Annotated in this window: 16 protein-coding genes and 1 pseudogene; 5 read left to right on the top strand and 12 right to left on the bottom strand. The window is 73.6% G+C overall.

What is annotated here, in order from left to right; all coding sequences use genetic code 11:
• Nucleotides 1–185: 185 nt before the first annotated feature.
• Nucleotides 186–662, top strand: a complete 477-nt coding sequence (locus AC069K_RS29140; RefSeq protein WP_365110458.1) for a carboxymuconolactone decarboxylase family protein — start codon at nucleotides 186–188, stop codon at nucleotides 660–662.
• 28 nt (nucleotides 663–690) lie between these two features.
• Here the strand turns inward: AC069K_RS29140 and AC069K_RS29135 are convergent, their stop codons facing one another.
• The 5 genes from AC069K_RS29135 to AC069K_RS29115 all read right to left on the bottom strand — a co-directional run bounded on the left by AC069K_RS29135 (nucleotide 691) and on the right by AC069K_RS29115 (nucleotide 7,004).
• A complete protein-coding gene (locus tag AC069K_RS29135) occupies nucleotides 691–1,092 on the bottom strand; it encodes a DUF6009 family protein (protein ID WP_358834948.1) in 402 nt (133 codons plus the stop codon).
• On the bottom strand, nucleotides 1,089–2,663 hold the full coding sequence (locus AC069K_RS29130) for a DNA primase family protein (RefSeq protein ID WP_478621394.1): 1,575 nt from the start codon (nucleotides 2,661–2,663) through the stop codon (nucleotides 1,089–1,091). The genes AC069K_RS29135 and AC069K_RS29130 overlap by 4 nt, the downstream gene beginning before the upstream one ends.
• A 47-nt stretch (nucleotides 2,664–2,710) precedes the next feature.
• Nucleotides 2,711–3,769, bottom strand: a complete 1,059-nt coding sequence (locus tag AC069K_RS29125) for a bifunctional DNA primase/polymerase (protein ID WP_478621364.1) — start codon at nucleotides 3,767–3,769, stop codon at nucleotides 2,711–2,713.
• A 616-nt stretch (nucleotides 3,770–4,385) separates the two neighbouring features.
• On the bottom strand, nucleotides 4,386–5,516 hold the full coding sequence (locus tag AC069K_RS29120) for a DUF4344 domain-containing metallopeptidase (RefSeq protein WP_478621362.1): 1,131 nt from the start codon (nucleotides 5,514–5,516) through the stop codon (nucleotides 4,386–4,388).
• A 492-nt stretch (nucleotides 5,517–6,008) separates the two neighbouring features.
• On the bottom strand, nucleotides 6,009–7,004 hold the full coding sequence (locus tag AC069K_RS29115) for a TrmB family transcriptional regulator sugar-binding domain-containing protein (RefSeq protein ID WP_478621360.1): 996 nt from the start codon (nucleotides 7,002–7,004) through the stop codon (nucleotides 6,009–6,011).
• Between the two features lie 312 nt (nucleotides 7,005–7,316).
• Between AC069K_RS29115 and AC069K_RS29110 the strand changes: the two genes are divergently transcribed.
• The 3 genes from AC069K_RS29110 (at nucleotide 7,317) to AC069K_RS29100 (ending at nucleotide 11,082) form a co-directional block, all read left to right on the top strand.
• A complete protein-coding gene (locus tag AC069K_RS29110; RefSeq protein WP_365110470.1) occupies nucleotides 7,317–8,147 on the top strand; it encodes an MmyB family transcriptional regulator in 831 nt (276 codons plus the stop codon).
• 308 nt (nucleotides 8,148–8,455) lie between these two features.
• Nucleotides 8,456–9,718 carry a ParA family protein gene (locus AC069K_RS29105; RefSeq protein WP_365110473.1) on the top strand — a complete coding sequence of 421 codons (1,263 nt, stop codon included), beginning with the start codon at nucleotides 8,456–8,458 and terminating at the stop codon, nucleotides 9,716–9,718.
• A complete protein-coding gene (locus tag AC069K_RS29100) occupies nucleotides 9,715–11,082 on the top strand; it encodes a ParB/RepB/Spo0J family partition protein (RefSeq protein ID WP_478621357.1) in 1,368 nt (455 codons plus the stop codon). The genes AC069K_RS29105 and AC069K_RS29100 overlap by 4 nt, the downstream gene beginning before the upstream one ends.
• Before the next feature lie 216 nt (nucleotides 11,083–11,298).
• Here the strand turns inward: AC069K_RS29100 and AC069K_RS29095 are convergent, their stop codons facing one another.
• Both AC069K_RS29095 and AC069K_RS29090 read right to left on the bottom strand, forming a co-directional pair.
• Nucleotides 11,299–12,423, bottom strand: a complete 1,125-nt coding sequence (locus tag AC069K_RS29095) for a hypothetical protein (RefSeq protein WP_365110478.1) — start codon at nucleotides 12,421–12,423, stop codon at nucleotides 11,299–11,301.
• A gap of 324 nt (nucleotides 12,424–12,747) precedes the next feature.
• Entirely contained in the window at nucleotides 12,748–13,419 is a 672-nt protein-coding gene (locus AC069K_RS29090; protein WP_358834555.1) for a hypothetical protein, read from the bottom strand.
• Between the two features lie 273 nt (nucleotides 13,420–13,692).
• On the opposite strand from AC069K_RS29090, the gene AC069K_RS29085 reads away from it, so the two are divergent.
• Entirely contained in the window at nucleotides 13,693–14,610 is a 918-nt protein-coding gene (locus AC069K_RS29085; protein ID WP_358834556.1) for an MmyB family transcriptional regulator, read from the top strand.
• Between the two features lie 78 nt (nucleotides 14,611–14,688).
• Here AC069K_RS29085 and AC069K_RS29080 read toward each other — a convergent pair whose 3' ends face one another.
• The 5 genes and pseudogenes from AC069K_RS29080 to AC069K_RS29060 all read right to left on the bottom strand — a co-directional run.
• Nucleotides 14,689–15,726, bottom strand: a complete 1,038-nt coding sequence (locus AC069K_RS29080) for an MBL fold metallo-hydrolase (RefSeq protein ID WP_478621353.1) — start codon at nucleotides 15,724–15,726, stop codon at nucleotides 14,689–14,691.
• A 104-nt stretch (nucleotides 15,727–15,830) separates the two neighbouring features.
• On the bottom strand, nucleotides 15,831–17,009 hold the full coding sequence (locus AC069K_RS29075; protein WP_478621351.1) for a GNAT family N-acetyltransferase: 1,179 nt from the start codon (nucleotides 17,007–17,009) through the stop codon (nucleotides 15,831–15,833).
• Nucleotides 17,006–17,650 (bottom strand): YveK family protein, encoded by a 645-nt coding sequence (locus tag AC069K_RS29070; protein WP_478621349.1) that lies wholly within the window; start codon nucleotides 17,648–17,650, stop codon nucleotides 17,006–17,008. The genes AC069K_RS29075 and AC069K_RS29070 overlap by 4 nt, the downstream gene beginning before the upstream one ends.
• On the bottom strand, nucleotides 17,647–18,933 hold the full coding sequence (locus AC069K_RS29065) for a glycosyltransferase (RefSeq protein ID WP_478621347.1): 1,287 nt from the start codon (nucleotides 18,931–18,933) through the stop codon (nucleotides 17,647–17,649). Before AC069K_RS29065 ends, AC069K_RS29070 begins: the two co-directional genes overlap by 4 nt.
• 146 nt (nucleotides 18,934–19,079) lie before the next feature.
• Nucleotides 19,080–19,766 (bottom strand): annotated as a pseudogene (locus AC069K_RS29060) (polysaccharide deacetylase family protein); the annotation flags it as partial.
• Between the last annotated feature and the right edge of the window lie 18 nt (nucleotides 19,767–19,784).

Genomic DNA, 19,784 nt, shown 5'->3' with positions numbered 1-19,784 from the left:
CTCCGCCAAGCACCCCCCCCCCCACCCTCCCCCCCCCCCCCCCCCCCCCCCCCCCCCCCCCCCCCCCCCCCCCCCCCCCCCCCAGCCCGGCTTTTTCCGTTCGGGCGCTTTTCCCCGCGCCGCCCACGTCCCGTTTGCCGTACTGGCTCGTTGGGCTGGGTGAGACGAGCACGAGGAGGCAGACCATGACCGCCCCGACGACGCAGCGCCCGGCCCGGATGCGCAACCCCGCGGTGGTGCTGCCCGGCGCGATGCGGTCCCTCCTGGACGTCTTCGAGGCCGCCAAGCAGGGCGGGGTTCCCCAGTCGACGCTGGAGCTCGTGCATCTGCGGGCCAGCCAGATCAACGGGTGCAGCTACTGCGTGCACGGGGGCGTGATGAGCGCCAGGAAGGCCGGGGAGAGCGATCTTCGGCTGCACGCGGTGGCCGCGTGGCGCGAGGCGGGCTGCTTCACCGGGGCCGAGCGCGCGGCGCTGGCCCTGGCCGAGGCCGCGACCCGGCTCGCCGACCGCCCCGACCCGGTGCCGGACGCCGTGTGGGACGAGGCGGCCCGGCACTACGACGAGCGGCAGCTCGCCGCGCTCACCCTGCTGATCGCCCTGACGAACCTGTTCAACCGGCTCAACGCGACGACGCGGCAGCCGGCGGGGGCCACCTGGTAGCCGTGCCGTGCCGGGGCGCGTGGGCGTCTCAGAGCGGCAGCGTTATCCCGAGCTCGCGCATCGCGGAGGACGGCGGGCCGCCCTCGGAGCGTTCGGTCTTGCGGCCCTTGCTGCCCGGGGCGAGCGTGCGCGGGTCGATGGCCTCGGCCGGCGCCCCCGTCGCGTACAGACCGTCCGGTTCGCTGTCGCGGTCGTGGGGCAGCACCCAGAACACGCGCCGGCGCCAGGTGCCCGAGGACGGGGACGCCTTGGCCTTGGGGCCCAGCAGCGCGTAGCCGACCATGCGCCCGTCACGGTGGTAGGCGGGTTTGCTGCGCCGCGTGGGCAGCCGGTCAAGGCTCTGGCGTACGTAGTCCAGACGGGAGATGTCCTCCAGCCAGACCAGCTCGGTCTCGTGGCTGATCTCGTCGTCCGTGATCAGGGAGCTCATGCCCTCTCCTCGTCGGCGAGCAGTCCGATGCCCGGGTAGTACTTCCGCGAATTGGACAAGATCATCTCCTTGGGCGAGGCCAGCCCGACCAGTTCGCGTGCGCGCGCGGCGAACGCGCGGGAGGTGATGACGGGTGCTCCCTCATTCTGACACCAGGCCCGGTACGCGGCGTAGAGGCGGGTCTGCTCCGCCCGGTGGTCGGGGTGCAGGGCGCAGGTCTCCTCGAAGAAGCGCCCGGTGTGGTCCTCGGTCTCCGCGTACACGGTCGTGGCGATCCGTACGCGCTCGGGCCCGGTGAGGTCCTTGTCGCCGCCCAGGTAGCGGCGGGCGCCCTCGATCAGCCAGTTGAGGATGCCCGGGCCCTCCTCGGTGACCAGGACGTCCGCCAGGTTGTCGATCTTGCGTTCGTCGGAGACGACGCGTTCGAAGGGAATCAGCCGCATGCGGCGCCAGAAGGCGAAGCCGCCGGTGCCGACCTCGGGGCGGTGGTTGCCGAGCAGCCAGAGCTTGTGGGTGGGCTGGAAGCTGAAGAAGTCCTGGCGCATCCGGCGGGCCTTGATGCGGTCGCCGCCGGTGAGGAGCTTGACGCGGGCCTCGTCGAACTTGTCGCCGGGCTTGACCTCGGAGCAGACGATGACGCGGCGGCCGTGCAGCTCGGCGAGGTCCGTGGGGTGGCCCTCGAAGGGGCGGGCCATGAGGAAGCCGGGCGGGCCGGCGTCGGCGTAGTCGCCGAGGAGTTTCATCACCACGTCCAGCAGGACCGATTTGCCGTTCTTGCCCGATCCGAACAGGAACGGCATGATCTGCCCGCCGACGTCGCCGGTGATCGAGTAGCCGAGCAGCAGATGCAGGAAGCCGATCATCTCGGCGGACTCGGCGTCCTCGCCGAAGGTGTCGGTCAGGAACCGGTTCCAGCGCGGGGTGGGCATCTGGCGCGGCCCGGTCGAGGTCGAGCGGGAGTGGAAGTCCTTGTTCGGGTCGGGCGTGCGCAGCAGCCCGGTGCGCAGGTCGACGATCCCGGCCGGGGTGCACAGCGCGTACGGGTCGGCGTCGAGGAGCGCCGCGTTGAGGACCATGCCGGGCGCCGAACGGGCCTGCGCGAGCATGGCGTTCATCCCGGCCGTCGACAGGGCCCGGCGGCGGTGCTGCTGGAGCGCCTGGGCGGTGTAGAAGCCGCGCGGGTCGCTGTCGGCGATGTTCTCGGCCAGGTCGCCCGCGGCCCACATCACCGTGTCGTCCTCGTCGAGCTGCCAGCGGGTGGTGTCCCAGCGGTACCAGCCGAGGCCCGGCACATGGCGGTAGTCGTCCGCGAAGAGCCGTACGAACAGCTTGGCGTTGCCCCGGTCGGTGAGGGTGTCGGGCAGCAGGCCGGTGCGGGCGGCGGAGGGGACGTGCCCGGGCGCCTCCGGAGCCGACGCGGACGGGGCGGCGGCCCGGGCTGCTCCCGTACGGGCCTCGGAAGGGCCCTGGCTGCCCGTCTGAGCGGGCAACAGGGCTTCCCCGGACGGGGAGTCCGGGGTGTGCGCCAGGATCTGCGAGGCGACCGTCTGCGGGTCGAAGTCGAAGAGCACGTCCTCGTGGGCCCGTCCGCGGCCGCCGCCGCCCTTGCCGGGGGCGCTCACGGGCGGCTCCGGAGTTCCAGGGGGCGGCGCAGGCCCGCGGCCATGCCGCCGCGCACGATCGGGGCGGCCCGGCGCTCCTGGCCCGGGCGCGCGTACTCGGCCGCCTCCAGCAGCACCCGCTCCCCCGCGTCCTGCCCGAGGTACCCGGCCGCGACGAGCCCGCCGACGGTGTAGGCGGCCCGGTTCAGCTTGTCGGTGAAGCCCGCGCCCTCGGCCACGGCCGCGCAGTCGGCGACCTCGGCCAGGGCGGCGGCGAGGACCCGGGTGGCCTGCTCGCGGCCGCCGCCGGCGGCGATGACGGCCTGGCGGGCGCGGTTGGGGCGGTGGAGGGGCTGGGGGGCGGGCACCCGCTGCTTCCGCAGATGCCCCGTCCGCTCCAGCTCGTCGGCGAGCCAGGCAGGCAGGAGGGCGGGCTCCTCCGCGCCCTCGAGAGGGGTGTACCTCCCGGCGGAGGTGACCGTTCCCGGAGCGACGATGTAGCCGCCGTGCGCGCGTACGTCGACCTGCCAGGCCAGGGAGCAGCCGCCGCCCTGGCCCACGGAGGAGTGCCAGCGGCGGCCGTCGCCCGCGGCCCGGTACCAGACGTGCAGCCCGCCGGAGGGGGTGCGCACGCGCAGGGTCGAGGGGTCGTCGGCCGGGCTCTTCTCGCCCCGCAGGGCGGCCAGGACGGCCAGGGTGTGGAAGCCGTTGGACATGCCCCGCAGGTCGACGTCGTCGTGGATCGCGATGCCCGGCAGGATGCGGTCGCGGCCCGGGAGCGGCTGGGGGTGGTCGTCAATGTCGATCACGACAAGGCCCGCTGCTCCGCAGGCGACCCCGACCCCGAGGTCGGGGCGGGGGCCCCACCAGCGCTCGATGCGGGCGCGGTCGACGGTGGCGGCGTGGAAGCCGTGGCACCAGCGGCCTTGGGACTCGAGGCACTGGCACCCGCTTCTGGTGTGGCCCGGGCGGCTGCAGTGCTTGCAGTTCGCCACCGGGGTCTTGCGGCCCGCCGCCAGCGGGTGCACCGGCCAGTCACGGGCAGCGCAGCCCCGGGCCAGGGCGAGCGGACCCATCCCGGCTAGCTCAGCAAGCGTCGGCTCAGGGGCTGACTGCTCTGAGTCGCTGCGTGAAAAACGCAGCTCAGCAGTCATGTGGTTCCCCTACTCAGCGACTGAAGCGACTCAACGACGGACATAGGTTAGCGAAGCATGGAGGCGGGTGAGCGCAGGCCCACGGAAAATGCCCTGCCGTGTCGGGGCGGGCCGGGAGCGGGCCCAGCTGCTCAACGAGCGACCAGCGACTGAAGGGCAGCGACTGAGGATTTTTCAGTCGCTGCCTTCGGTGCTGCCTAAAACACCAGGTCAGGCGCCATGTGGAGATCCATTAGCGACTGACAGCGACTAAAAACCCCTACTTATCACTCAGACGCGCACACGAGGAAAAAGCCAAAATGGCTACCTAATATAGGAGCCAGAGTCGCTTCAGTCGCTGTTCTGCTGGCCTCCACGCCTCTGACCTGCGGTTTCATGGCAGCGACTGAACAGCTACTGAAGCCCTCCCGGTCGCTCGCTTCAGTAGCTGGGAGAGCAAAACGCCCAAATCGCCTTCACCCTTACCGGGCGTAACAGCGACTGAAGGCCTCCGCAGCGACTGAAGGGCAGCGACCGAAGGGCCTCCGGGCCCAGCTACTCAAGCGACTGAAGCGACCGAGTTCCGCACCTGCCTCTGCGACTGGTCCGGGACACGCCAAAAGGTCCGGGCCTCAGTCGCTTCGGTCGCTTCAGTCGCTCCGCCGGCGGTCACCCCGGCCGGTCCTCGCCTGCTGGGCCTTCTTTGTGTTCTGGCCCGAGGCTTCTCCGGCCTTGAGTCGCTCCGGTCGCTTCGGTCGCTGGACCCGGCGGCTTTTCGGTCGTTGGGCCCAGCGACCGAAGCGAGACGTTTCTGCCAGGTCTCGCGCACCCTGCGCCACTCCTCACCGCAGCGACCGGCCCGCTCACGGGGGAGCAGCTCCGTCCCGACCAGGTCGGCGGTGCGGGCGGGGGCGGCGCCGTGGAGGAGGCAGAGGTGGTGGGTGGCCCGTAGGAGGTCCGAGGAGTGTTCGTCCCTCGCCTCTTCGCCCCTCGTCGCGCCACCCGGGTCCGGATCCGCGTCCCCGGCCGCCGCCGACAGCTCGTACTCCCGGGCCGCCGTCCTGAGCTCCCGCTCCCCCGCCGGGCCCCGCCGGATCAGCATCAGGGCGGCGAACCGGTCGGCCGTGTCCTCCTCGGCCCGGTCGCCCAGGTCCAGACCGAGGACGTCCGCGAAGGCGTGCCCCGCCTCGTGGAAGACCGTCTCGGTGAGAACGGCGGCGGCCTCGTCGTCCGCCGGGCGCACCCCCGCCGCCACGAACAGGGCCCGCTCCTGGGCCACGTCGTCGTAGCAGATCTCGATCCGCCGGGCCTCGGCGTCGTACGCCGAGCCCTCGCCGTCACAGGAGCGGGCGACCACCTCGACGGCCGGGCCCAGGCGTTGGCCGGGGACGAGGGCGTCGAGGTCGGCGGAGGCGCGTTCCAGGAGCCGGCGGCCGCGCAGGAAGGCGGCGTCGGGGCGGTCGTGGGCCGAGGGGGGCTCGTAGCGTACGGAGAAGCCTGTACGGGGCGCTGGGCGGCTGCTGTCCCCGCTGGGGCCGCTGGACGAGGCCGGGGCGTCCGGGGCGGCTGAGGGGCCGCAGGCGGCCGTGCAGAGCGCCAGCAGGGTCAGCAGGGTCAGCAGGGCCGTCGGGGCCAGCAAGGCCGCCGCTGGGCGGGCCGTTGTGGACTGGTCGTCACCCCGTTTGCGCATGGGCCGCATTAAACGCGCTGACGGATCGTTTCGTCAGCGCGTTCGACGCCATGGGTGGCGTGGGTGCGGTCACACGTGGGCAGGTCCTGCCCGTCGGTGACTCCATCGTCACCTGGGTCCGCCGGTGCGCTCGCGCGCGGGGAGGCCGGGGGTGGGTACGTCCGCGTCGCCGCTGGGCACGGGAGGCGTGCCGAGACTCGGCAGCGTCCGGGTGTCCCGGCTCGGGCACCCGGCCCCGCGCGATGCCCGGCAGGGTCCGGCGACGGGCCCCGCACTGCCGGTTCTGGCATGCGCGCGGATGGCAGTCCCCCGTGACAGCGGACGTACGGACCGGAACAGCCCCAGGCCGCGGGCCTCTCCGGTCGGCCGGGCCCAGCATGCAACAGCGTGGACCGCGTTTTCTCCTGATGATTTTTCCGCCGAAAAACCGTGCGGGCAGTGGACGCCGCCACTCCCCCGCGGCGCTCTCCGCGACCGCTCCCCCGCGCGCCCTCACACGTCGTCGATCAGCCGTTCCGCCGACAGCGCCCAGCGGTACGTGAGTTCCGCCAGCGTGGACACCTGCCACAGCTCCCGCAGCTTGCCGATCTCCTTCGAGAGCGTGCGCAGCCCGATCCCCAGCCGCTGCGCCGTGATCCGCTGCTCGATCCCCGCGGCCGTGTCCCGCAGGATCTCCCGCTGCAACCGGGTCGTCCGGGCCCCGGCGGCCACGTCCGAGACCCGGGGGTCGCCGTGCCAGATCTCCGCGCGGCGCCACTCCTGGTCGAAGCCCTCCGCCATGTACGCCACCGCGGCCCGGTCCAGGATGTGCCAGGCGGCGTGGCTGGGGACGGAGTTCACGATGTGGTCGGAGATGAACGCGGTACGCCGGTCCACGATGATGCACCGCTGGAACGGCCCGATGAGCGTCCGGAACTGGGCCCCCCTGCCGGTCATCACCCGCGCCCACTGCCGTGTCGCCTCGTCGTCGCGGACGTTGTCGCGGTACAGGGTGCGCACGCTCACCCCCCGCTCCAGGGCGCGGCTGTCCCGGTCCATGGCGAGGGCGAGGAGCTCCGGGGGGCGCGGTCCGCCGGGCTGGGCCGTGAGCAGTTCGTCCTGGGCCTGGCTGATGGCGTGCTCGATACGGGCGTTGACCAGACCGGGTTCCGTCAGGAACTCCGAGCCGCGCCCCGAACGCCACTTGGCCCGCTCGAAGTGCACGCTCAGCTCGTCCGCGTCCTCCGGTATCGCCGCCATGCGCGCCGCCCGCGCCGCCATCTCCCGCAGATCCGCGTCCAGTTGCCGCCGGGCCGCCTCCTGTGGGTCCAGGGCTATCGGGATGTCCGGCAGATCGGCGTCCACCGCCACCAGGCCGCGCTCCCGCAGCCGGGCGAGCACCGGCCCGTCCTCGGGCGTCAGGGGCTCGTGGCGGGTGATCCGCCCGTACAACTCGACCGCCTCCGGCGGCAGCCGGTCCGTGCGCCGCGCCGGATTGTCGCTCTCCACCTGGTTCGCCCCCGTCGGCGCTCTGCGTGTCTGCGCCGGGCGCACACACGCAGCCGCCACCGCTTGATCGCCACCTGTCCGACCAGGCAGCGTACCGGTGGGCCTGTACGGCACCGGCTCGCACGAGGGGTTCATCAGGGGTTCACGAAGGGCTCTGGGCCAGGCCGGAAACGTTCGCACGGAGGTGCGGTGTTCGACTGCCCAGTGCTCCTTCCGGGGAGGCTGAACCCCCGTACCGGCACCAGCTCAGCTCACCGAGGCGGCCGCCCGTGACTCTCCGACGGGGCCGCCCACGCATGGGGAACACGTTTCATGGACAAGGTTGCTCTGCGCGGCCTGCTGCGCGAACGCCGCGCCCGCATCACCCCCGAGAGCCACGGCCTGCGCCGGCCCACCCGGCAGGGCCGGCGCGCCCCCGGTCTCTCCCAGGCCCAGATCGATCAGCTGCTGCACCGCGCGCCCGACACGTACGGGCGCCTGGAGTCCGGCCGCTACGGCAACCCGCCCGCCGATCTCCTCGAAGACGTCGCCCGCCTGCTGGGCATGAACGAGCAGGAGTGGATCGCGCTGTGGCGCTACGGCCTCGGGCAGGATCCCCCCTATCCCCTCAACGCGCGCTCCGGCGAGGAGGTCCCCGGGGTCTGGCAGGAGGCCGTCGACGGGATCGCGCACATGGCGTACGTCCATGACCGCTCCTGGAACCTGCTCGCCCACAACGCCGCCTTCGCCGCGCTCTTCCCCTACGGCCGGGCCCCGCACAACGTCATGCGCTGGATGGCCCTGGACCGCACGGCCCGTTCGGTGCTGACCGACTGGGACAACGCCTGGGCGCCGTTCGCCCTCCCCTATCTGCGCGGTGCCCTCGCGGCCGACCCCCACGACGAGACGCTGAAGCAGATCGAGAAGGAGATCCTCGCCGACCCCGTCTCCTCCCCCATCTACGAACGGGCCGTCGCCCACCTTCCCCTGGACGGCGACGAACGCCCCTTGCACCACCTCGCCCTGGGCCCCGGCTGGGTCACCCTCTGCGCCGCCCAGCCGATGGCCGCCCCCGGCGCCCGCATGATCATCCTGGTCTTCCATCCCGGCGAGCGGCGTCGGCAGGCCGCCCGCACTCCGATGCTGCGAGCTATCACGCCGTGATAGCTGGCGCGGCCGGACCTATCACGGCGTGATAGGTCCGGCCCCCTCAACCACCTTCGCGCTGCGACCTATCACGGCTATCACGGCGTGATAATCCGGTCCTCTCCACCACTCTCGATCACTCTCGCGCCGCCACCTATCACGGCGTGATAGCCCCGGCCGACCTATCACGCCGTGATAACTGCCCTCCCCCGCCGTCCACTTCACCCCTATTGGGTAGTTTTCACCCCCTCTCCCCCACCCCCGAAGTCAGAAAGCTAACGTGTCGGTCCATCAAAGGATCTTCGGCGTTAGTACAGTTACGTTCCATGACCTCACCCACCTCACCTGCATCCAGAAGCGACCGGGAGAAGGTCGTCTCGAAGCTTCCGCTGCGGCTTCGCCAGGAGTTGAAGATCCGGGCGGCCCAGCTCGGTGTCGACATCCAGGAAGCCGTCGAGACCGGCATCACGACCTGGCGCAGCCTCGGCTCGAACCTCTCCCCCATCGACACCTCCGGCGCCGAGTCGTTCGCCACCTTCCTGCCCGCCGAGCAGTGGTCCGGCTTCCGAGGCGACTGCAAGGACCGGGGCGTCTCCCTCATCCAGGGCCTCGCCCAGTCCGTACAGGTCTGGCTCGACCACCACCCCGCCCCCGCCGTGCGGCGCCCGGCGATCGTGCGGCGCATCGTGGTCTGCAACCAGAAGGGCGGTGTCGGCAAGACCGCCATCACCGCCGGTACGGGTGAGGCCCTCGCCGAGGACCCCGCGACCCTCATGCCCGTACGCGTCTCGAAGCACTTCGCGGCGCTCCTCGACGACGGCGAGGACGGCCGGGGCAACGACCCCCTGGCCCTCGAAGACCTCCCCGGTCTGGGCCAGCGCGTGCTGCTCGTCGACTTCGACCCGCAGGGCCACCTCACCAAGCAGCTCGGCCAGGAACCCCTCCCCATGGGCGGTGATTCCCTCACCAACCACATGGCGGGCGACGCCAAGGGCGAGCTGCGCGAGGTGATCGTCGCCATCGACGAGGACCGTTTCGGTGACCGGCTCCACCTCCTGCCCGCCTGCACGGACGCCTTCCTCCTCGACGTACGCCTGGCTTCCGTACGCGCCCGGGAGGCCGCGCTCGAACGGGCCCTCGCCCCCATCGAGGCCGACTACGACGTCATCCTCATCGACTGCCCGCCCAGCCTCGGCCTGAGCATGGACGCCGCCGCCTACTACGGACGCCGCCGGCCCGACGAGGTACCGGGCAACTCCGGCACCCTCATCGTCGTCCAGGCCGAGGACAGCAGCGCCGACGCCTACGACCTGTTGACGTCGCAGATAGAGGACATGCGGACCGACCTCGCCCTGGAGCTCGACTACCTCGGCATCGTCGTCAACCACTACGACGCCCGGCGCGGCTACATCGCCACCTCCTCCCTCCAGTCCTGGATGGACATCAAGGACCCGCGCGTCGTCGGCGTCATCGGAGACCTGAAGGAACAGAAGGAAGCGGTACGGGTCAAGCGTCCGCTCCTGTCGTACGCCCCGCGCTGCGACCAGTCCGTGGGGCTGCGCGCCCTCGCCCGGGAGATCAGCAAGTGAGCAGCAAGGCCAAGAACCTCGGAGCCGGGTCGTCGTTCGGGCAGGCGCGTGCGGTCTCCGCACGCCGGGCCGCCATCGGCGCCGCCACCGTCGCGCCCACCGCCGGCGTCCCCGACCCCACCGAACTGCCCGTCGGCCGCATCAGCCAGAACCCCGACAACCCGCGCGAGCAGCTGCGGGATCTGGACGGTCTGGCCGACAGCATCCGCGAGATCGGTCTCGTCAACGCCATCACCGTCGCCTCCGTCGAGGCGTATCTGCGGGAGCGCCCCGACCGGGCCGACGACCTCGACCCCGAGACCCGCTACATCGTCATCGACGGTCACCGGCGGCTGGCCGCCGCCAAACTCGCGGGCGTCCCCACCGTCCGGGTCAGCGTCGACAACGCCCTCGTCTCCACCGACGAGGCGCTCCTCGAAGCGGCCTTCGTCGCCAACGTCCACCGCGACGACATGAACCCGCTGGAGCAGGCGCACGCCCTGAAGAAGCTGGTGGAGTTCTACGGCTCCCAGAGCCGCGCCGCCAAGCGCCTCGGCATCGCCCAGTCCACGATCTCCTCCAAGCTGTCGGTCCTCGACCTGGCCCCGGAACTCCAGGCCGATCTCCTGGAGGGCCGCCGCAAGGTCGAGCACGTACGGAACCTGTCGAAGTACGACGCCGAGCAGCAGCGGGCCCAGGCCGACGCCCGGGCGGCTGCGGCGGAGGAACGCCGGGAGGCGAGCAGGCGGGCGGCCGAGCTATCACGGCGTGATAATCCGGGCGGGGGGAGCGACGCGGAGCGCGGCGAGCTATCACGCCGTGATGGCTCGGCGAGTGATGCGGATCTATCACGGCGTGATAACCGGGAGCCCGAGGCCGACCTATCACGCCGTGATAGCCCCGAGGACGAGGTGGATCTATCACGGCGTGATAGCCCCGAAGGTGCAGCGGAGCTATCACGGCGTGATAGCCGGGACCCCGGGGCCGACCTATCACGGCGTGATAATCCGGGAGCGGCCGTGGCGACCGGGACCGCGGCCGGGTCGGGCGCCGGGGGAGTGGCCGAGGTATCACGGCGTGATGGCCGGGGCCCCGAGGCCGACCTATCACGGCGTGATAATCCGGTCCCTGTTTCCGCGCCCGAGCCCGCCCTCAAGCCCGCTCCCGTGTCCCCCTCCCACGGAAGCGACCTCCCGGCCCAGCGCCCCGAGGCCCCCGCCGCTCGGCCCGTCGTCAAGATGCCCTGGACCGACGGCGTCGCCTGTGCGGAGATCGCGATCTCGCGGATGACGCCCGTGGAGCGGGGCCGGATGGTGGAGCGGCTCCAGGAGGAGGCCGCCCGGGACCGGGCCGCCGCCTCGACGGAACCGTCGACGACCGGCTGAGGAGGGGCCGAACGAGGGCGACCGGCCCCCTCTGACACCCGGCCCCCCTGACACCCGGTCCCCCGTCGCCCGGACACCCGGTCCGACAGCGGCCAACCGGCGACGGACGCGCGGGTCTCGCGCGGCCGGGGAACCCCGCGAGCTATCACGCCGTGATAGGTCGAACGGGCCGCGCGGGCGGTCGTCGACCTATCACGGCGTGATAATCGCGGACCGCTACGGGCCGCTCCAGCCGGGGTTGTCGGCAGGCGTCAGCCGGCCGAACAGGGATGTGCAGGTGTCGCCCCGGGCGGTCTTCAGGACGTACGCGGGGGTGGTCCGCGCGACCGCGTCCCGCAGCCGGGCCAGCAGCAGGTGGACGGGCGGCAGGTCGAGGGAGAGTGCTTCCGCCAGGCGGGCACGGCGCGCCGTGAGGTGGGGCTCGACCCGGCGCAGGTCGTTCTCCAGGTACGCGGCCGCCGCCCGCATCGCCGTCAGGCTGCCGCCGCCCGAGAACCGCAGACAGTCCTGCCAGCCCGGCAGTCCGACGATGACGGCCAGCGCGTCGCCGAGGCTGTCCGCGATCAGGCCGCCCTCGCCCTCGGGGCTCGCGTACACCACGGCGCGCTGCCCGCCGGGGTCGCCGCACAGGAAATAGGTACCGCCGACGTCGTCTCCGGCGAAGCCCTCCACCGGCACGCCCGAGGGCACCGTCAGCACCTCCCCGTGGTCGCGGCAGGACATGTCGAAGCCGCACAGCGCGTACATCGACTCGGACAGGTCCGGGTGGTCGCGGAAGCGGGCCAGCAGCTCCTCGACCGACGACACCGCCCGGCCGTGCGAGCCGGACGAGCCATACGAGCCATACGAGCCGTGCGAGTCGTACGGGACGGCCGTCGGCCCCGGGGGAGCGGTGGCGCGGTGGACGGGGCTCGCGCGGCAGTGGGCGGGCCTGCCCCGGGTGTGGCGGGGCGGGGCGGGCGGCAGGGGGAACGTCCGCCAGGTCGTCAGGGTCGCCGGCGCCACCGTGCCGTCGTGGACGGGCCGCGCGCTGATGGAGACCGGAGTCCTCTCACCCCCGTCGAGCAGACTCCATGTCTCATACGCCCGTGACCCGTGCGCGTCCTGCCGTAACCACGACAGGCGTCCGGTGCCGTCGCGCGGCGCGAGGGGCGGGGCGCCGCCTCCCGGGCCGTTCACCGCCACGCGGAGATAGGCGTGCTCGGCCTGCCGCTGCGCGGTGGCCAGACTGCTGAAGAGCAGCCCGCCCTCTCCTTGCGGACCGTCCGGCCAGCACGTCTCGTACACCACGCTCCGGCCTTCGTACCCGATCTCCCGGTCCGGTGACGCGAGGCTGTGCATGGATCCCCTCCTGCTCGTGGCTCTTGCCGTGCTGCCGCGTTCTGCGCGGGACACGATGCCTATCGAAGGAGCGGGAACTCCACCAGGAAACGGCGCTTCCGGAAAGGGGATTTCCCAGCGAAATCCGGTCACTTGGCGGACGGCGTGACGCCGCGCGCCCCGCTTCTACCGGGAGGCGGACACAGCGTCAACCGCCCGTGGTGAGGGAGGGAGAGTTCTCGCCATGGTCGTTTTCCTGGGGGTGCGGTCTTCCTGCCGGGGCGTCTCGGGGCGTGGGACGTGGAAGTGGCTGGTGGGGGGGGGAGGGGAGGGTGGGGGAGTGGGTCAGCGGCCGGGGGTGGCGCCGAGCGGCGGGGGGCCGGTGGATTCGGCGGGATCGGTGCTCTCGGGGTCGCAGCCGAGCAGGGTCATCAGCGCCTCCAGCTTCTGCCGGGGGAGCGCGCCGACCGCCCGGAAGGCGTGGGCGCGTACGCCCCGGTCGTGCAGGAGCCGTTCCATCTCCCGCTGGGCGGACTGCCGTTCCAGCTCCTGGAGCCGCTCGCGCAGGACGCGGGCCAGGGCGCGGTCGGCCGGTTCGGTGAGCCAGCCGGAGTGCACCCGGAACCACTCGCTGATGCCGAGGACCGTGTGGACGCTGGGGACGGCGGGATGGTCCGGTTTGCGGTAGGCGCGCAGTGCCTGGGGGGTGACGCCGATGCCCTGGGCGATCTCGGCCTGGGTGTGCGGGGCCACCGCTTCCCCCACGGGCCGCACGACGCCGTCGCCGCACCTCCTGCGGGTGTTCATCAGCAGCTCCAGGCGCTGCTGGACCCGGGCCGCCACCCCCGGGTCGGCGACCCGCCCCCCGGCGAGCAGCTCCCGTACGTCCGCCGGGGGCACCCCCGAGGCGTAGGAGAGCTCCACGGCGTCCAGGACGTCCTCCGGCCGCCGTTCCAGCTCCTCGATCAGGGCCTGTACGCGGTCCAGCATCGCGTCGAGCCCGCAGGCGTCAGTCACGGCACCCCCTGGTCGTACCCCGCCGTCGCTCCTCGAAGGCCCGAGCGTAACGACTGCGGCGGCTTGAACCCACCCCCCGGGGCAAAGCCGGCTTTCCCCGGCGGGAAAGCCTGGTTGACATGGGTGGTGGGGGAGTTGCAGGATCACGACAAAGGTGACGGAGTGTCAATACAACGTCGCCGCGCGGGACTTCACCAGGCGGCCGCCCCCAGGGGAGCGGCCCGGGGATCCCGCACCACGGGGACGGGGACGGGGATGGCCATGACGGTGGGTATGCGTGAGGTCTTGGGGTTCGAGAACCCGGCGCGGGCGGGGACGGGTGGCCGGCCCGCACGCCCCGAACCGCTCCAGGAGCTCATCCGGGGCCGCCGCAGCCGCCTCGGGCTGAGCCAGGAGGCCGTGGCCGAACGGCTCGGGGTCAGCTCGCGCGCGTACGGCAACTGGGAGCGCGGCCGGGTCAAGGAGTGGACCGACGGCAAGCTCCTCGCCCTCGCCGACGTCCTGGAGATGTCGGACTACCAGGTGGAGCGGCTGTTCCGGCTCACCGTCGGCCGTTTTCCCGCCCGGGTGCGCCGGCCTCCCGTCCACGGCGGACGGGCATCGTGCAAGGCAGCGCAGGCGGTCCTCGCCGACTACGACGTCATGATGAACGCGCTGTCGCTGCCCGCCCTGCTGATCGACCACCGGTGGGAGGTGCAGGCCGCCAACGACGCCTACCACGACCTGTTCGCGGGTCTGGGCGCGCACGCGGACGCCGATCCCGCCGTCAGCTTCCTGCGGTTCGGCCTGCTGCATCCCGAGGCCGGGAGCATCCTCGCCAACCACGCCGACTGGCGGATCTCCCTGCTGTCCGCGCTGGCCGCGGCGCGCGAGCAGTACCCCCACGATTCCGCGCTGCGCGCCCTGCACGCCGATGTGCACCGCCGCCCCTCGCTGCGCGCCCTGTGCCGCGACGCGCTGGAGGGCTGCGCCCCGGACGGCGCCGCGGACCTCGCCCACCCGGAAGGCCCGCTGCGCGTTCTGCGCCATCCCGATCCGCGGCGCGGCCTCCAGGTCTGCCGGCTGGTCGAGGAGATCCCGACCCGCGCGCACGCGCTGGGCCTGACGCGGCTGACCTTCGTCCTCACCCCGTTCGACTTCCCGGGCGTGGCCGCGCCGGGGCGCGAGGGGAGAGCCCGCCGCGCGGCGTGAGCGGCGGCGGGGGAGGGGCGGGCGGCCGGTGCCGGGTGCGCGAGGACCCCGGTACCGGCCGCCCGCCGGGCGGGTCCGTCAGCCCTCGGCCGCCACCGGCTGCCCGCCCGGCAGCCGGTCCCGCAGCCCCGCCACCAGCTCCGGCCGCCCGGCGACCGCATCCGGTACGCAGTCCGGGGCGAGCCGCACCGCCGCGTCCAGCACGTTCACCAGGTTCAACGGCTCGTCACAGCCGTCGAGATGGCGGTACTCCACGGCCGTCAGGACGGCGAGGCGCTCCCACAGCCCGAGCCCCGGACGCCGCAGCTCCCGCAGCACCACCCGCGAGGCCTCCTCCACTCCGGTACCGGCGCGGTGCAGCTCGTGGACGCGTCCGCGCACCTCTTCCACATACGCCATGTACGCGCGCACCTCGTCCTGCCCCATGAGCGGCCCGTGCCCGGGCACGACGACGCGCGGGCCGAGGGCGAGGATCCGCGCGCAGGCCGCGATCACCCCGTCCAGGGGTCCGGCCCAGTGCACCGGCACGTCCCCGGCGAACAGGACGTCCCCGGCGCACACCACACCGCTTTCCGGCAGGTGCACCACCAGGTCCCCCGCGGTGTGCGCGGGGCCCACCTCGTACAGCTCGACGGGCGTCGAACCGACGAGGAGGTCGAGACGGCCGCTGAAGGTGCGGGTCGGCGGGACGACGTCGATTCCCGTGTAGTCGTAGCGGCCGAAGTGGGCGAGCAGATACCGCTCGAAGGGCACCTCCGCCCGGCACCCGTCCAGGACGGCCTGGAGCTGCGGGGGAGTGGGCTCGGCGCACAGGTGCGCCAGGTTCGCCTCGGTGCTGATGATCTCCGCGTCGGGGAAGAGGCCGTTGCCGTAGCTGTGGTCGCCGTTGGCGTGGGTGTTCACGACGGTCGAGAACCGGGCCCCGGGCGGAAGGACCTGGCGGGCGGCCGCGAGCAGGGCGCGGGTGAGGCCGGCGGTGTAGGGCGTGTCCACCAGCAGGGCGTCGGACTCGGAGCCCACGACCACGCAGTTGGCCATGCCCCAGGTGCCGGGGGAGTGGGGCAGCCAGGCGTGGACACGCTCGTCCAGTCGCAGGAGTTCGGAAGGAATCAGCATGCCCGCAATTGTGGGGGCGAGGCTTTCGTTCCGGTGGTGCATTCCGGCGCCGGGTGGGCGGGGATGGCCGAACGGGGCCCCTCGCCCCCTCTACGCGCCGATCCCTATGCCCCGCTGCCCTGACGGGAGTTGGGCCCGTTCGCGCGGGACGGCCTACCGGCCGTAACCGCCTGGCGCCGGGCGCGCAGCCCCCGTACGATCACCGCCGCCCGGCGCCGCGCCCGCAGGTATCCCGCGCACCACCACAGCAGGGGGGCCGCGCGGGTGCCGTGGGCCAGCAGGAAGCGCTCGTTGCGGACCGTGCCGGGGCGCCAGTGGCCCTTGTACGTCTCGGAGCCGCGCAGCATGCTCAGTACGGCGCGGCCACTGCCGTCCAGGCGGCGGGCGGAGGTGCGCAGCAGCATCGTGGCCACGTCGACCTTGTGCGCGCGCAGGACGGGGTGGGCGCCGTAGAGGTAGCCGCCCGACAGGGACGGGGACTGGAGGGTGAGGTCGCAGGCCACCACCGTGCCGTCCAGGCGGAACTCGGTGAGCACCGCCTCGCCCTGAGCCACCATCAGCCGCGCCGCGCGGTCCAGGTGTTCGGCGAACCGGGAGCGCAGGTGCTCGCGGGTCACCCCGCGCCCGCGCCACTGCAACCGGTGCAGGGTGAGCAGGGTGTCGAGGGCGGCGGGGACCTCCCCGGGCGCCACCGCCCGCTCGTCCACCGCGAGCGCGTCGATCCTGCGGAGTTTGGCGCGTACCCGCTGGGCCGCCTTCGAGGGGAGGCGGGCCAGCAGCTCGTCCAGGGGGGCGGCCGGGAGCTCCAGGCACACCGAGTCCGGCAGGCGGGCGCTCAGGCCGGGCCAGTGGGCCAGCAGCAGTTCGGCCGCGCTGCCCGGCCGTACCTCGTGCAGGTCCACCAGCGCGCCGCCCGCCGCCTCCCGCACCGCGGCCACCAGCGTCCGCGCCGCCTGCGGCGCGCAGGAGTCGTCCAGCAGCACGTCGGTGAAGTCGGTGATCGCGCCGCCCAGCGGCACCAGGGTGCGGAAGGGCCGGAAGACCAGCATCAGCGGGGCCGCGGCGACGAGTTCGCCGTCCCGGCGCACCAGCACCAGGCGCAGCCTGCCGCTCACGCCGTACGACGTCCACCACGAGTGCAGCCAGGCGTGGCTCTGGAAGGGGGTGGCCGTGCGGCAGCGGCCGTGCAGGTCCCGCCACTCGCGCGCCAGCCCCGCGAAGCGGCCGCTGTCCGTGCACACCTCGGCCACCAGGGCGGTGTCCCGGGCCGTCGTGACCGTCACCGGGCGCCCCCGTAGGGCGCGCCGACGGGCAGGGCGGGCGCCGGTACGGGCGCGGGCTCGCGCCGGGCGGGCCGGACGAGCAGGACGAGACCCCCGGTCAGGCCACCGGCGCAGCCTCCCACCAGCGCGGTCAGGGAGGGGGACGCCGAGGAGGGATCGACGGGGCGGGCCGCTCGCGAGAACTGCACCAGGCGCACGCCCGTACTGGCCTCGGTGTGCGCGCCGTTGACGGTGAGCGAGCGGGCCACCGCGTTGGCGATGTCGGCGGCCTCGGCCGGCCGCTCCGAGGTGCCGGTGATGGCGATCATCGGCGCGTCCGGGGAGGTCGCCGTCTGCACCTTGCGGCGGATCGTGTCGGCGGGCACCCCGGCCCAGGTCTGCGCGTCGCCGACCACCGCGACCTGGGTGGCGACCCGCCCGTACGCCTGGGCGAAGCCGAGGGCCGTCGCCGGGTCCGACGTGCCGGTGGGGGTCACCACGACATAACTGGTCGCGGAGTACTCGGCGGGCCGGGCCAGCCCGTACACACCGCCCGCGGCCGCGCCGAGCAGCGCGCACACCGGCAGCGGCCACCACCTCGGCAGCGGCCGGGCAGCGGGGTGCGACTGCATCCGGCGCCAGGGGCTGGGGGATCGGCTCATCGTGCGCTCACTCCTGACGTGACTGACGGGTCTGAGGGGTCTGAGGGGTCTGACGGGGCTGAGGGGACCGGGGTGTTGGTGGGGTCCGGGGTGTCGGTGCGGGCCGAGAGGTCCGGGGCGTCGGGGGTGGCCGGGGCGTTCGCGGCGAGGGGCGGGTGCTGTCTGCCGAGGACGGGGGTCGTGCTGTGCAGGGCGGCCTCGTAGACGGCCGTCAGACGGGCCGCCGAGGCGGCGATCGTGTAGTGCGCGACGGCCGGGGGCACGGGCAGGCGGCCGGGCGGTGCCTGGCTCGCGGCCCGCAGCGCGGTGAGGAAGCCCGCCGGGTCGGCCCGTACCGCGCCCGGCGCCTGGCCGGGGGGCAGGTCGTCGACGGCGGGGCAGGTCGCGTAGACGACGGGCAGGCCCGCCGCCAGCGCCTCCACCACCGCCAGGCCGAAGGCCTCGTCGGCCGACGGCGAGGCCAGGACGTCCGCCGCGGCGAGCAGGGCGGGCAGGTCCAGGCCCCCGCCGCCGCCCTCGTACGCGCACTCGCCCGCGAAGCACACCCGCCCGGCCACGCCCAGCCGCGCCGCCAGCGCCCGCAGCGCCGTCTCCTGCTCGCCGCCGCCCACCAGGAGCAGACGCGCGCCGGGCAGATGGGGCAGGGACCGGATGAGGACGTCGAAGCGCTTGCCCGCGACCAGGCGGCCCACCCCGCCGATCACGAAGGCGTCGTGCGGCAGGGCGAGCAGGGTGCGGGCGCGGGCCCGCAGCAGCGGGTCGAAGCGGAAGCGGTCCGCGTCGATGCCGTTGGGCACCACGTGGATGCGGCGGGCGGGGACGCCCCACTCGCGCAGCCGCCGGGCGATCGTCGCGGACACGGCGACCGTGGAGGTGCCCAGGCGTTCGGAGGCCAGGTACAGGGCGCGCACCCCGGCGCCGAGCGGGCGGCCCTCGATGGTGGCGGCGCCCAGCGAGTGCTCGGTGGCCACGACCGTACGGACGCCGGCGAGGCGGGCGGCGGCCCGCCCGTACAGGCAGGCGCGGTAGAGGTGGGTGTGGACCAGGTCGTAACGGCCGCGGCGGATCAGGCGGGTCAGGCGCGGCAGGGCGCTCAGGTCGCGGTTGCCGGCCATGCCGAGGTGGTGCACCCGTACGCCGTCGGCGGTCAGGCCCTCGGCGACGGCCCCGGGGTTGGTGAGGGTGACGACCTCGCAGGAGGCGGGCAACGCGCCGATGAGCAGGCGCAGTTGCTGTTCGGCGCCGCCGACGCCGAGGCCGGTGATGACGTGCAGGACTCTCACCGTGCCTCCTGGTCCGGCGCCGGACGGCTCGCGGCCGGTTCCTCGGGGGCGGTTCCGGGGCTGTTGCCGTCCTGGGGGCGGCGGGGCGGGGCGAGGGGGGCCGGGCGGTCCTCGGGCAGGAAGCCGGCGCCCGGGCCGTCGCCGGGCGGGCGGCGCCGCCAGCGGTGCAGCCGGCGTTTGAGGTGCAGCCGCCAGCTGGTGTCGCCCTCGCCGATGTGGACGCGCGGCAGTGCGTAACGCCCGGTCAGGGGGCCGGGGTCGATGGCGCAGGCATAGCTGTAGCCCGCCGCGCGCACCGCGTCGAGGGCCCGCTGGTCGCAGCGGCCGTACGGGTAGCAGAACCCCGGCACGTCCCGGCCGGTCAGCGCGCGCAGCAGGGCGCGGCTCTCCGCGGTCTCGCGGCGCAGGGTGTCGTCGTCGGCGGTGGTGAGGTCGGTGTGGAGCAGGCCGTGCGAGCCGATCTCCATGCCCCACGTCACGGCGCGCCGCAGGCCCTCCTCGTCCAGGAGCGGGCGGCGCGGGCCGAGCGGGTCCCAGTCGTTGGTGCCGCCCAGGTGTCCGGGCAGGGCGAAGACGGTGGCCGTGCAGTCGTAGCGGCGCAGCAGCGGCAGCGCCTCCTCGGTGAAGTCGGCGTACCCGTCGTCGAAGGTGAGGCCCACCAGACGGGTGCCGCCGCCGGCGGCGCGGGACCGCAGCAGCTGGGCCATGCCGACGCCGAGCAACCCCCGGGCGCGCAGCCAGCGCAGTTGCCGCTCCAGGCGGCGGGGGGTGACGGTGATGCCGTACGGGTCGTCCTCGCGGGCGTCGGCGCGGGCGCCGACCGAGTGGTACATCGCCGCCCACAGGGCGGG

The sequence above is a fragment of the Streptomyces sp. NPDC043908 genome (assembly GCF_056435525.1).
The sequence above is the reverse complement of the archived record's forward strand: the minus strand, read 5'-3'. Positions and strand labels throughout refer to the sequence as shown.